Here is a 12,176-nt window from a genome sequence, read left to right as displayed (position 1 = left end):
AAAATCAGATATTTATCATGTTAATTATTTATCGTTTTAAACTATTATACTGCTAGTATAACTGATTTCCCCCTCGCGGAGCATTTGATGCGGATAACATTAAGACAATTGATGATCTTTAAAGCCATACATTCTGAGAGGCAGATCTCAAAAGCGGCAAAAGTACTTCATATGTCAACGCCTGCTGTAAGTATGGCACTTAAAGAATTAGAAAGTTCTTTAGGCTGCAGATTATTTGAGCGAGTGGCGGGAGGTTTGGTTGTAAATGCGCATGGAGAAATAATATTACCTTATGCTAATGAAATGCTGTCCAAGGGAAAAGAGTTAGAAAATATATTTTCATTCCCTGAACATGGCATTAAGGGGACGTTAACCATTGGGAGCAGTAAGACTGCTGGCAACTATGTATTATCTAAAAAAATTCCATTATTTAAGAACCAATATCCCGATGTAAAAATAAAACTAGTCATTGATAATAGTTTAGTTATTGAAAAAATGGTTTCAGAAAAAGAACTAGACTTAGGCTTTATTGATGCTAAACCCGCGAGTAAAAATCTCATTTGTGAGCATTGGTTACAAGATAATCTTTGCATTGTGAGTGGCGTAACTCATCCTGCTGCAAATGGTTTAAATACAAAATCTTGGCTTAGTGAACAATTGTGGATATTCGACCATGAATCATCGTTCTCTCGAATTCGTGCAATTCAGTTATTAAAAAGCTTAAATATCCACGTTCGTGATGAAATCTGTATGTCAACCATTGGCTCTATTAAAAGGGCAATTGGAACAGGTATAGGTTTGAGTGTATTACCCCTATTAGCGATTGACGCTGAATTAGCAAGAAAAGACCTTATTTTATTACCTGTGGATGGATGGGATTATAAACGAACTTATTGGTCAATTCAGCGTGAAGGAGAAGAATTATCTGCATTAAGCATGAGTTTCCTAGCCTTTAGTAAGCTACTGTAAAATAATGTATACCCGCTATTCTTACTAGGTGAATTTAATTGATATCATCAGATCTTGGAATAGGATTTTTTTTAGTCTTTTTACTATGTGGTTTATTTTATACACACACATCCTCTATTACACTTTTTAAGCAATTTTATCGTATTTTTCCACTGATGCTAATGTGCTACACCTTACCTGCCATCTTTAGCTCGCTAAATATTATTGATGCAAGTCATAGTCAACTTAGCGAAATGGCAAAAACACACTTAATGCCCGGTTGTTTATTTTTGCTGATTTTAGGTACCGATTTCTTTGCTCTCAGTTTAGTGGGAAAAAAACTTCTCGGTATGTACGTGCTAGGTGCTGTGAGCATCTGTATTGGCGGTCCATTAAGCCTATGGTTAGGCTCTATATTTTTTCCGAACGAACTCATCTGGCAGGGAGATAATGCTGCCTGGAAAGGCATGTCAACACTGATGGCAAACTGGCTTGGCGGAACCGCCAATCAATTGGCTGTAAAAGAAATCCACAGTGTCGGTGATGCCGTATTTGCGGTAATGATGGCTATTAATATTCTTTTTTCCGGTATATGGATGGTTATATTACTTTTCATTGCAGAACGCCAAGATAAAATCGATGATTTCTTGAAAGCTGATAAAAGCTATAGACCGATATTTTGCACTGACATCAAACGTAAAGTGATAGGAAAACAAACAAGCTATTATTGGATTCTGATATTGAGCTTGACTTTTTTCATTGTAATTTTCTTCAGTGAAAAATTATCATCCTTCCTTGCAACAAGAATCGCTAATAGTTTCCCACACTTATTTAAATACAATCTTACTTCTGAATTTTTTTGGTCAGTATTAATTGCAACTTTTTTAGGATTATTATTTTCATTAACAAATGCAAGACATGTGTTAGTCAAGGAAACTCAGCAGGCAGCTCTTTTTTTTATCTATATCATGATAATGTTGATGGGGTTGAACTTTGATATTAGCGCATTGAGCGCCGCGCCCTATTACGTTTGTATCGCTCTTATTTGGTTCTCTATACACATTATTATCTTATTTATTTTTACTGTATGTTTTCGATTACCTATCATGTACTTCGCGATCGCGAGTCAGTGTAATATTGGTGGTGCGGCTTCTGCACCAGTTATCGCCAGCGCTTTTCACCCAAGGCTGGCTTCCGCTGCTTTATTGATGGCAGTTTGGGGTTATACTTGGGCGTCTTTGTTGGCGTGGTATTTGGGTTTTTTAATGCAGTTTATTCAACCATAAGATGGGAACAAAAGTGTGTCCAACTAATTTTTTGCTCCCAATAAATGCCACTTCTGAATCTTCAAAGCATTACCCAAAGCTTTCAGAAAATTTCTATTTAACAATACAACTTATACATCCCCCCTATCAATCAAACCTCGGGGTGATTCAACACTGTGATAAAGTCGCAGCTACGCGCAGCCTGCCCATATTTGTTATGTTTTTTCATGATTCAAACTGGAGACACTTTACCATACATATACCTCAGTCTTTTGGTATGACTAAAATGAATTTAAAAATCGCACTAAAATAAAAAAGCCTGCAAACGATTAAGTTTGCAGGCTTTTTAACTCTTATAAAAAGAGGAATTTGGTCGGTATGAGAGGATTCGAACCTCCGCCCCCTGACACCCCATGATTGATTTTAAAAACCGCCTACACCTTTGATACTAAAGTATTTAAATCAAAATATCTTGCAAAAATCAACCTAGAAAATTACCTAATTTTAACCTAGTTTGCGTTTTCTGCACTCTTTGTTTTCATAGACTTACACGGAGTTAGTCCCCTATTTATAGAGTAAATATCTTCCTAGTAATTCTAATGTATTACTATTCAAACGTAGAGTTTGGCCAATACAAACCCTTCAATATCTTGGGTTAAGGTTGCAGGAAAGGGCACAAATTTGGTATGCAGGTAAACCTCAATCACCACAAATGGCAAGTCGGGTGCGGTTTAGGATCCTGCCGTCTTATACGTAGATGTGATCGCCAACCGTTCCTGAGCCAATGGTGCGGATAGTGTGACCGCTGGCACTGCTGGCGGTGACATTACCTTAGGCAGTTACGGCATCCACAGTCATGATCATCCGTGGTGGCAATACTAACGCTGTTTGCAGTTATTTAAGCATGGTGCCTTGCTGGCGATTAGTTGAGTTACGCGATTGCGCGGATCACTGTAATGGATTTAAGCCAAATCGATATCGACCGATAAGCGTGGGAAGTTGCGTACAAATAGGTTGATAGCCGTACCGCCCTTTAGAGCAAATACCTTCTCTTGGGCGACGAGCGGCAGCATCCGAATAAGCAACGTCACTTGCTGGTAGTATATCGATGACTTATTCATATCGATTTTCTTCTGTCTTAATAAACGATACTGGCACTGTTATTTGATACCGTCCATCGTAACGGCCATGAGCCACCACCTGACGCTTTCCCGCACCGAGCGTGATTTGCTGCTCATCTAGCCTTTTGCTCCACTGGTGTTGATAGTAGTGGCCTAAAAAGAGAAATACGCGATTAGCTTGTACGGCTTCACTTCGATTCAGTATTGACTGAATTTTACGTGGGCTGAGATTCACTAACCCTTGAAACAGCTCCGCGGCATGCTCAAAACTGATATGTTTGCCAATGGCATTGACGACCTCATAGGCGGCAAGCTCCGCACAACTTGCCTTAACCTCCCTATTGTTCACCCCTATAGTAATAAAGTCTTTTTCCAACGTTTGGGTCAGCTTGCTACTGGAATAAAAAAGCCAGTTTTGCTCCTCCAATTCACGGAACCACTTTGGCAACGCCTGCTTACTTTGACAGCCAACCCAAACTTGCTCGCTGCTTAGTTGAAGATAATGACTAAGCCCTTGATGCGTTAGACTACTGACTCCCGCAAGGTGAACAGAAAGCTTTAGCTGCTCATTCACAGCCTTGAGCGCTTCAACCCAATGAGGCTGTAACTTGCGTGTTGGCTCAGGACGAACGTAAACCCCCGCACTTATCTTGTACAACCAACCACTCTGCACATATTTTCTCACCAAAGATGAGTTGATCTCATTTTGTGTTAACCACGACTGAAGCACTACCGCACCAGGACTCGTATGATTAATAAGCCAGTTTATTTTTGATGACATAGTTGCACCATAAGTACCAAAATATAGAGTAAATTAAACCAGATATAGAAGCAGAGTTTATAAATTGCAACATATTCGCACCTAAAGTGCACTTTTACCGTGAATTATAAACTCACTGAATGAGAGGGGGCGCCGCCGTTGTTCCGCGGTTAAATACAATCAGTCACCATCGAGCATAAACAAATACAATATTGTTTATTTGCATGAGATTAGATCAGTTCTCTAGAGATTTAACAACTCAATACAGGGAACTAGTGGCAGGTTTTAACGGAGGACATGAATAATCTGTTTAGTAAAATTCGAATTAGCTATTCTATTATTACAACCTCTTTTATCTACAAACTAATCAACGCTCGATATAACTAGTCGGAATGGGAATAACAGGCCCATATTTGGGTCTTAATCAGTTCTCTTGAGTTTGATTAATTCTATAGCAAAAACGCCACAGAATAGCCGCAAACTGGGCTCTAGGGCGGGTTTTAGGGACTCGCGTGAATCAGGCTGGTGCAGAGTGATTTACTAGCTCATTTTTTGACATTTCCGAGTTAAAGCCTTAACTCTAACTCGTCAGTTTCGGATAAAAAATCTATGATTAACGCTTTTGTAAGGGGCGCGTGCTGTATACTCGTCCCAACCCAACTCGTTAGGCGAACTTAATAAACTTGTTATGTCTCATTTTTTCTACAGCGAGCGGGGTCGTCATAACGACAGACTTTACTTGTAGCAGGTGTTCCACCGATATTACAACCACTGCCACCTGCAAAACTTTGAATACTAGCCATTTCTTTACGGATTACTGGTTCAATTTGAATTAAATAGTCACTTACTACTTTATCCGTTTCGGAATTAAGCTCAATTCCGTATTTTGATTGATATTCTACTAATCTGCACAGTGTTTGAGTTGGGTTCGCCGTAAGTTCCGTGTAATTGGGTTTAAGAAACATAAGATAGAATACAGTCGAATTAAACTTTTTATTGTATTGCTCTTTTATCTTATCAGTGAACAAGCCTTGCTCATCAAGCGAACCAATAATTTCGAAGTCATTCACTATTCCTGAGATTGTGCTTGATGTATATGCTTTTCTAATATCCGCGCCATTAACATAAGTATTCGCTAACCAGCCTATGAGGACACCTATCGCGAGTATTATTGATATATAAATAATCCGTCTAAGCATAAAACTCCCAAAAGACAACTGTATTTTATTCTTGTTTAACAGCTTGTTAGCTGCCGTTTACTGCAAAATAAATTCTTGGTAATTCAGTACCCCAAGATTGATTTTTAAATGCCATCATCTTGGAGAAATCAAAATTTGAAATAACAAATTTTTCATTAGTTTCCCATTCAATTTGATAACTTACATCGTCAGGTTTTCCATCTAAGCGAATCAAAGCATCAGTTTTTTTTAACGAGAATGGAGATAAAGATTTATTTTTTATTCGTTCTACATATATCTGAGTTTGGGGACTAGAAAAACCACCACAGCCAGTCATTATAACTACCGCTCGCAACTCCCCATTAGGAGAATAAAGTTCTTCGTATTCATCTGTAGAACATGCTGTACTCATCAAGTACATGAAGGAATATAGAATTGTTGTAATTACAACCCCACCCCAAAATATTGCGGCCCCTAAATTCCAGAGTTTTTTTCCAATCTGATTCAAAGCTCAAATCCTTTTAGGCTGCTAACGCCCCAATTTGCGGCGTTTGTGAGTGTTTTGGTACGAAGCACCAGCGAGTAAAAGTCCCAGCAACATTGGCTTGTTAGGTGGCATTTTGATTAAAACTGAGTAAAAAATCAACAATTTCAGTCCTCAAGGATAAATCCGAAGTTTGTTCAGATGCATCGTTGGCAGTATCAATATAAATTCTAACTTTTTCATTTTGACCTAAATCTAAATACAACTCAGCAAGCCCAAACGATATAGAAGCAATATAGTCTTGTTCTTCGCTATTTTTTGCTAAAGCCAATGCTTTTAAATAGAGATTAATCGCTTCAGATTTGTCCGAAGTAAAATCTGCCAGTGTTTCCCACTGAAAAGCATGATCTAAAATAGTACCTTCATGTTTTTCACACACATCTCTGAGTTGATTGTAAGAAGCCCAATATGACTGATTATTATCTGTATTGGTCATTTCTAAAGCTATATCGAGAACAAACTCATAGTGTGGTGGTTTAAACTTCAAGGGAGGCACCTAACGCCCGGCTTTGGGGCGGACTTGTAGCCGCGCAGCGGCGGAAAGGCCGTCCCAGCCCCGACGGGGCGACAACAGCAGTTTATTAAATGGCTTGCTCATTTTTGCATGTAGCCTTTGAAATCTTGCAGGCTACTTGCAACTTTTATTGCCGTATCAGGTGCCATCCCTATTGCGGGCAAATAAAACACCTCACCCTCATCGTTTACTACCAGAAGCTCTCCACCACCATTACCACCGAATGTTACGAACCCCGGCGCGTACTCGGGTAGCTGGTAATCACGGTTAAATTCTTCTATTTCTTCGGGATGCCACAGAACATACCATTCGGGCTCCACCGACAATTCACCTTCGGCGTAACCTTCAGCGATCCATGACTGCAAAATTTGCTTAAGGGCTTCGATGTTCATGCTGTCCATTTAACGCCGCGAGCACACGCTGGAGGTTTTGTGCCTTGCCTTGTTAGCTTCTTGCTTCCCAGCCATCTTTACCATGAGAATATAGTTCCACTTTCATGTCTTCATCCCAACTTTCAGGATGAGGTACAAATGCTAAGAAGTAATTATCACCATCTTCCGGTACAGCACCACTCAGTATTGATAACGCCCAATTTTTTATACTTTTACTTTGAGAGAGTATCAATAGCTTATTTTCTGATCGAGCCATGGCCAATTTACTAAAATCGATTATAGAAGCGCGACTATCGCTTCTTTGAAATTCACTTTCAATAGCCCATTCCATTTTATTCACATAGATTAGCTGCTTCTTGTTTGACGCAGAAGGTATAGATTTAACATTCACAACACTAATATCAAAAAGCAATTCATTTAATTTAAATTCGCTTCTATTATTAGAATAATCTGCTGAAAAAACTCTGTATTCAGTTTGAACATATTCTTCTCTAAATGATGCTGCGATGTTTTTCACCCAAGCTTTACTTCTAGCTGCATGAAATAATCTAGGCTTAGAATAATTTGAACTTATACATTCTTGAAATGCATCTCTTAACGAATTCTGCAATTTTTCTAAAAGCATCGATTTATCCATAAAGCTAATGTCCGCAGCACGCGCGGCTTTGTAGTGAAGGCGGAGCCGCAACGAAAAGGCCGTCGCTATGCCTGCGATTGTTAGGCATTTCTACTTCCGGCCCCTCGAAATATAGTCGGCATATTCAGCTTGAATCATAAACTCGTTCAATAACCTTTCAGATGATCCTGCGAATCATTGCTCAATAAACTCTATCGCTTGGCCAAATGAAGTGAATGATTTGACCTCATTCGCATCCTCTAGATCTGGATCTAGTGGACCAAACTCATAAATATCAAGGAATGATTCATCACCCAAATCAGCAGTTTCGTAAACTGAAACATCTATTTCGGATTTGGAAACTCGAACGCTTAGCCACTGAATACCAGCACGGCCATCCCGTTCACAGCCACCAAGAAAGCACTCAACTGCTTTTCCTCGCTTAAGCGCCGACTCAGCTTCTTGAAGATTAAGGTATCTACGGCTCATTTTGTATGCCTAACGTAGCGGCGTCCTTCAATTTCTTGATAACTTGAAAACCCAGGAGTTCGGTGAAGCAATTCATCGAAAGCACTTTCGCTNGAACATTTTAGCTGCACCACCATCGGCAATGCACCAAGGACAGATTGAGTCTGGCCTATTTTTACTATAAATAGAACCTGAGTAAACGTACCCCTGCTGATGCTTGCAGCAATCACATGAGTTTTTACTCTCTACTATACTCCCAGTTTTTATCGGATCGGGATGGTATTTAAACTTGGGAAAGATCATAACTTACCTTAGAAATATAACGCCGTGCTAAGACGCGCGCGCTTTTCGCGCGTCGGCTCTTGAGCACCTTGTTATGAGCCTTTAACGTAAATAGCACTTATATTAGGCTCCATGTATGGTTGATTTAGACAGGTTAGTAAATCTCGAGCATGCAACCTTAGTGCCTTAAAATCATCGCCGGATTTCATTTGCTCAATCATTTCTTCGTAATCCGATGGCAATTCAATGTTCTCTAATGCCTCGTCTAGAACTTGTACTTTAGAATATTGTTCTTTCGACAATAAACCAGCACTAACAACCAACCCTAAAGTATCCAACGATACTGCATTAAGAACTTCATCAGGAAGGTGCACAAATTCAGGCAAACGTCTTTCTTGAACCTCAAATTCGCTAGATATCAGGCGAAGCCCTTCGATTAACTCACCGTACCAGTATTCAGCACTTTCTCTATCAGTGGTCATAGCTCATAACATTTTATTAGTGCGCATGCGCGTTTACCTCATTAGACCAGTGAAAATGCGCACAGTTAACTACCTGTATGCAAAGAACTTATCAGTTTTTTATCAAATACACCATCCGGAAAAACGCGCATGCGCGTTTTCCAAACCTATTAACTAATTTTGGAAAAATATATACAAATGATTTTAAAGGGTTTTGTTAATTTCATGCTGGATAAACGCGTAAAAAAATGAGCTTAAAAACACTCAAAAGCATCTAAATTTAAATACGACTGTACCCATACATTGTTAGTCGCTTTACGGTAGGGCCAAACATTCGTTAAATAGATGAGATTTTGTAGGGCAATTTATTCGTCCGTTTTCGACTCACTAAATGAATGCTAGCAAGCTTTGGGGCAATAGCTTTTAGCTAAACGAACAGCAGAAGTGTTAGTTGAGATTGGCATTGTTGCAACAGTGACCGTTGGCGACATGGATGTCGCCGTCGAGCCTATAGGGATATATTTACGGCGAGTCACTGGGGAAACAATGCCAATTCACGCAGCACAACTGACGACAAAGTTATCTTGCTTTGGGGCAAAAGCTTTTAGGCAAATGAACAGTTCAATAATCGCTAAGATTGTCACTATTGCAACAGTGACCGTTGGCGGCATGGCCGTTCTTTCACATCCATGTGATCGCGGCATTCGCACTTCCATATGCAGCAGATGCCGCCGCCGAGCCTCAGGGAGGCTTATTTTGAAAGAAATAGACGGCGAGTCACTGGGGAAGCAATGACAATTAATCCAACCACCTGACGACAAAGTTATCTTGCTTTGGGGCAAAAGCTTTTAGGCAAATGAACAGTTCAATAATCGCTAAGATTGGCATTGGTGTACCTGTGACCGTTGGCGACATGGCCGCTATTTCACATCCATGTGATCGCGGCATTCGCACTTCCATATGCAGCAGATGCCGCCGTCGAGCCCTCATGGATGCTTATTTTGAAAGAAATAGACGGCGAGTCACTGGGGAAGCAATGACAATTCATCCAACCACCTGACGACAAAGTTATCTTGCTTTGAGACAAAAACTTTTCACCAGATAAACAGCTCAATGGTCGTTAAGATTGCCATTGTTGCAACAGTGATCGTTGGCGGTATGGCCGCCATTTACTATCAGCCCAATATGGATATAAAAAATATCGCTTTATGATGATAACAACACGCTCAGTTTAATAATCAAAACCTTGCTGTGCCTTGATACCCGCTTCGAATGCGTGTTTCAACGGTTGCACTTCGCTGACAGTATCTGCAAGCTCGATAATCGAGCGATGACAAGCGCGGCCCGTAATAATCACATGCTGCATGGGTGGACGATTTTTAAGTGCGCTAAGCACACGTTCCACATCCAGATAGTGATAGCTCACCATGTAGGTCAGCTCATCGAGCATCACGCAGTCAATCGACTCATCTTGCAGCAGCTTTTCGGCGGCTTCCCAAGCGAGTACAGCGGCGGCGGTATCTTTTTCTTTATCTTGGGTTTCCCAGGTAAAACCTGTGCCCATTACATGAAACTCAACCCCTGCACCTTCGAGTAAATTGCGCTCACCGCACTCCCAAGTGCCTTTGATAAATTGCACTACCGCGGCTTTTTTACCGTGACCGACGGCGCGGGCAACAGTGCCAAAACCTGAGGTCGATTTGCCTTTACCGTTACCGGTTAACACCAGCAGAATCCCCTTCTCCTCTTGGGCGGCTGCAATTTTAGCATCCACACCTGCTTTCACTTTCTGTTGGCGAGCCTTGTGGCGTTCGGCCTTGATTTGCGCTTGTTCATTGTCGTTTTGTGCTGTCATGGTCTTCTCTTCACTCTGCTGCTAAAAATGTCTGCTTTTAAAACTTATGTTTCTAAAACTTATGCTTCTAAAATTGGCTGTAATTTTTGCATGTCTAAATGCTCAGCTAACACATCGGCTAAACGATCGAGTTGCTGCTCACGTATTTGATTGATATCTATCGCCTTAGCATCGTTTAATCCCGCCCAGCGCAAAATCAGCTGACAGGCATCTGGGCTATCAAATAGCCCATGTAAATAAGTACCTAAGATTTGCCCGTCATCGCTTTGCAGGCCATCGGCAAAACTCATCGCTGGCGCAGCTAAGCTTGTCGATTCTGGGATTAACTGCAAGGGCGCATTCGTTTGTTCAAGCTTAGGGATAAGATAGCTTGATTCACCGCAGTGGATTTCATAGCCCTGCACAGCAACCTTTTCCCCAAGTAACGTTAGCTCACCGCTCACTCGTCGTAACTGTTTTTCGGCTTTGAGTTCTGTGCTCAGCGGCAGGTAGCCAAGTCCTGCGGTATCACCCGCATTGTCTTCAATGCCTAAGGGATCGGCAATGCTTTGGCCTAACATTTGGTAACCGCCGCAAATACCAAGCACTTTGCCGCCGTAACGCAGGTGAGTGGCAATATCCTTATCCCAACCTTGCTGGCGTAAAAAGGCCAAATCGGCGCGCACATTCTTACTGCCGGGTAAGATCAATACATCGGCGGCGGGCAAATGAGTGGCGTGACTCGCGGCTTGGGTTTGCAACGACACATAATCAAAATCAATATCGGGATGCAGCCGCAGCGGATCAAAATCCGTGTGATTACTGATCCTTGGGTACACTAATACCCGCACTTTTAAGCGGCTGTTAGCGCCTTTAGTCGGCGAGCTTATCAGCGCATCTTCGGCATCGAGATGTAAATCATGCAGATAAGGCAACACGCCTAAAACAGGTTTTTGAGTATAAGCTTCCAGCCAATCGAGCCCTGATTGCAGCAGGCTAATATCGCCACGGAAACGGTTGATCACAAAGCCCTTTACCCGCGCCTGTTCGGATTCTGATAACAAGGCCAAGGTCCCGACCAAATGGGCAAATACGCCACCTTTATCGATATCGGCAATGATAATCACAGGACAATCTACGGCTTCGGCAAATCCCATGTTGGCAATATCGCCCTCGCGCAGATTGATCTCCGCCGGACTGCCCGCGCCTTCAACCACTATGGTTTGATACTGGGCCGTCAATCGCTCGAAGGATTCCAGCACAGCGCCAAGCGCCATTGCCTTATAATCCTTAGATTTAGGCCCAAAAAAGGCCGAGGCTTCGAGTGTTGTCAGGGCTTTGCCATGAACGATAATTTGCGCGCCCGTGTCCGAGCTTGGTTTAAGCAGTATGGGATTAAAATCGGTATGGGGCTCAAGATAACAGGCCACGGCTTGCAAGGCCTGTGCGCGGCCAATCTCGCCGCCATCAATAGTGACAGCGCTATTGAGCGCCATATTTTGCGGCTTAAAGGGCGCAACCTTAATCCCCTGACGAGCGAGCAAACGACAAATGCCTGCGACTAAGGTGCTCTTGCCCGCATCCGATGTAGTGCCCTGCACCATCAAGACTGCCGCGCGCCGAGGTGAATTAACCGCAAGCGTATTAACTACAGGTGTGTCAGCGGTATCGAGTGCATTAGCACAGGCTGTGTTGTCTGTGTTTGGAGAGGACATAGGTTTAAAAGGCTTATTCTAGTTTGCAGTCATTAACATAACAGCTCAGTCTAAAAATCACTTAAGTATGCAACTTAA

The 12,176-nt window shown here is 41.8% G+C and carries 15 protein-coding genes and 1 pseudogene; 2 read left to right on the top strand and 14 right to left on the bottom strand.

The window, feature by feature from the left end; translation table 11 throughout:
* The first annotated feature begins 87 nt into the window (after positions 1-87).
* Positions 88-969 carry a LysR family transcriptional regulator gene (locus HUB64_RS08555; RefSeq protein WP_028759678.1) on the top strand — a complete coding sequence of 294 codons (882 nt, stop codon included), beginning with the start codon at positions 88-90 and terminating at the stop codon, positions 967-969.
* 38 nt (positions 970-1,007) lie between these two features.
* Positions 1,008-2,234 carry a DUF819 domain-containing protein gene (locus HUB64_RS08550; RefSeq protein WP_173496813.1) on the top strand — a complete coding sequence of 409 codons (1,227 nt, stop codon included), beginning with the start codon at positions 1,008-1,010 and terminating at the stop codon, positions 2,232-2,234.
* Positions 2,235-3,178: 944 nt separating this feature from the next.
* Here the strand turns inward: HUB64_RS08550 and HUB64_RS08545 are convergent.
* The 14 genes and pseudogenes from HUB64_RS08545 to HUB64_RS08480 form a co-directional block, all read right to left on the bottom strand.
* A pseudogene (locus HUB64_RS08545) lies at positions 3,179-3,334 on the bottom strand (nucleotidyl transferase AbiEii/AbiGii toxin family protein); the annotation flags it as partial.
* Positions 3,327-4,115, bottom strand: a complete 789-nt coding sequence (locus HUB64_RS08540) for a type IV toxin-antitoxin system AbiEi family antitoxin (protein WP_173496812.1) — start codon at positions 4,113-4,115, stop codon at positions 3,327-3,329. The pseudogene HUB64_RS08545 and the gene HUB64_RS08540, both read right to left, overlap by 8 nt.
* Positions 4,116-4,780: 665 nt before the next feature.
* Positions 4,781-5,293 carry a hypothetical protein gene (locus tag HUB64_RS08535; protein ID WP_173496811.1) on the bottom strand — a complete coding sequence of 171 codons (513 nt, stop codon included), beginning with the start codon at positions 5,291-5,293 and terminating at the stop codon, positions 4,781-4,783.
* A 46-nt stretch (positions 5,294-5,339) separates the two neighbouring features.
* Positions 5,340-5,780: a hypothetical protein gene (locus HUB64_RS08530; RefSeq protein WP_028760215.1), complete on the bottom strand. Its 441-nt coding sequence runs from the start codon at positions 5,778-5,780 to the stop codon at positions 5,340-5,342.
* A gap of 100 nt (positions 5,781-5,880) precedes the next feature.
* Positions 5,881-6,303: a hypothetical protein gene (locus HUB64_RS08525; RefSeq protein WP_173496810.1), complete on the bottom strand. Its 423-nt coding sequence runs from the start codon at positions 6,301-6,303 to the stop codon at positions 5,881-5,883.
* A 107-nt stretch (positions 6,304-6,410) separates the two neighbouring features.
* Positions 6,411-6,722: an SMI1/KNR4 family protein gene (locus HUB64_RS08520; protein WP_231466234.1), complete on the bottom strand. Its 312-nt coding sequence runs from the start codon at positions 6,720-6,722 to the stop codon at positions 6,411-6,413.
* Positions 6,723-6,774: 52 nt separating this feature from the next.
* Positions 6,775-7,347 (bottom strand): hypothetical protein, encoded by a 573-nt coding sequence (locus HUB64_RS08515; RefSeq protein WP_028760218.1) that lies wholly within the window; start codon positions 7,345-7,347, stop codon positions 6,775-6,777.
* A 186-nt stretch (positions 7,348-7,533) separates the two neighbouring features.
* Positions 7,534-7,827: a hypothetical protein gene (locus HUB64_RS08510; RefSeq protein WP_173496809.1), complete on the bottom strand. Its 294-nt coding sequence runs from the start codon at positions 7,825-7,827 to the stop codon at positions 7,534-7,536.
* Positions 7,828-7,899: 72 nt separating this feature from the next.
* The gene (locus HUB64_RS23385) at positions 7,900-8,109 is read right to left on the bottom strand and encodes a CbrC family protein (protein ID WP_173496808.1); all 210 of its coding nucleotides are present in this window, start codon (positions 8,107-8,109) and stop codon (positions 7,900-7,902) included.
* Between the two features lie 71 nt (positions 8,110-8,180).
* Positions 8,181-8,570 carry a hypothetical protein gene (locus tag HUB64_RS08500; protein ID WP_173243083.1) on the bottom strand — a complete coding sequence of 130 codons (390 nt, stop codon included), beginning with the start codon at positions 8,568-8,570 and terminating at the stop codon, positions 8,181-8,183.
* Between the two features lie 533 nt (positions 8,571-9,103).
* Positions 9,104-9,253, bottom strand: a complete 150-nt coding sequence (locus tag HUB64_RS08495) for a hypothetical protein (protein ID WP_173243078.1) — start codon at positions 9,251-9,253, stop codon at positions 9,104-9,106.
* Positions 9,254-9,347: 94 nt separating this feature from the next.
* The gene (locus HUB64_RS08490) at positions 9,348-9,497 is read right to left on the bottom strand and encodes a hypothetical protein (protein ID WP_158497610.1); all 150 of its coding nucleotides are present in this window, start codon (positions 9,495-9,497) and stop codon (positions 9,348-9,350) included.
* Positions 9,498-9,780: 283 nt separating this feature from the next.
* Positions 9,781-10,404, bottom strand: a complete 624-nt coding sequence (cobO, locus tag HUB64_RS08485) for a cob(I)yrinic acid a,c-diamide adenosyltransferase (RefSeq protein ID WP_028759371.1) — start codon at positions 10,402-10,404, stop codon at positions 9,781-9,783.
* Between the two features lie 59 nt (positions 10,405-10,463).
* Positions 10,464-12,098: a cobyric acid synthase gene (locus HUB64_RS08480; protein WP_173496807.1), complete on the bottom strand. Its 1,635-nt coding sequence runs from the start codon at positions 12,096-12,098 to the stop codon at positions 10,464-10,466.
* Positions 12,099-12,176 lie beyond the last annotated feature (78 nt).

Source organism: Shewanella sp. ISTPL2, from assembly GCF_013283205.1.
In the GTDB taxonomy this organism is placed as follows: domain Bacteria; phylum Pseudomonadota; class Gammaproteobacteria; order Enterobacterales; family Shewanellaceae; genus Shewanella; species Shewanella oncorhynchi.
This window is presented reverse-complemented; position numbering and strand designations above follow the sequence as displayed.

Bases quoted from the DNA above. Each gene is read 5' to 3' on its own strand.
- HUB64_RS08555 (WP_028759678.1), top strand. From the start codon at position 88: ATGCGGATAACATTAAGACAATTGATGATCTTTAAAGCCATACATTCT.
- HUB64_RS08540 (WP_173496812.1), bottom strand. From the start codon at position 4,115: ATGTCATCAAAAATAAACTGGCTTATTAATCATACGAGTCCTGGTGCG.
- HUB64_RS08535 (WP_173496811.1), bottom strand. From the start codon at position 5,293: ATGCTTAGACGGATTATTTATATATCAATAATACTCGCGATAGGTGTC.
- HUB64_RS08520 (WP_231466234.1), bottom strand. From the start codon at position 6,722: ATGAACATCGAAGCCCTTAAGCAAATTTTGCAGTCATGGATCGCTGAA.
- HUB64_RS08515 (WP_028760218.1), bottom strand. From the start codon at position 7,347: ATGCTTTTAGAAAAATTGCAGAATTCGTTAAGAGATGCATTTCAAGAA.
- HUB64_RS08510 (WP_173496809.1), bottom strand. From the start codon at position 7,827: ATGAGCCGTAGATACCTTAATCTTCAAGAAGCTGAGTCGGCGCTTAAG.
- HUB64_RS08500 (WP_173243083.1), bottom strand. From the start codon at position 8,570: ATGACCACTGATAGAGAAAGTGCTGAATACTGGTACGGTGAGTTAATC.
- HUB64_RS08495 (WP_173243078.1), bottom strand. From the start codon at position 9,253: ATGCCGCGATCACATGGATGTGAAAGAACGGCCATGCCGCCAACGGTC.
- HUB64_RS08490 (WP_158497610.1), bottom strand. From the start codon at position 9,497: ATGCCGCGATCACATGGATGTGAAATAGCGGCCATGTCGCCAACGGTC.
- cobO (WP_028759371.1), bottom strand. From the start codon at position 10,404: ATGACAGCACAAAACGACAATGAACAAGCGCAAATCAAGGCCGAACGC.
- HUB64_RS08480 (WP_173496807.1), bottom strand. From the start codon at position 12,098: ATGTCCTCTCCAAACACAGACAACACAGCCTGTGCTAATGCACTCGAT.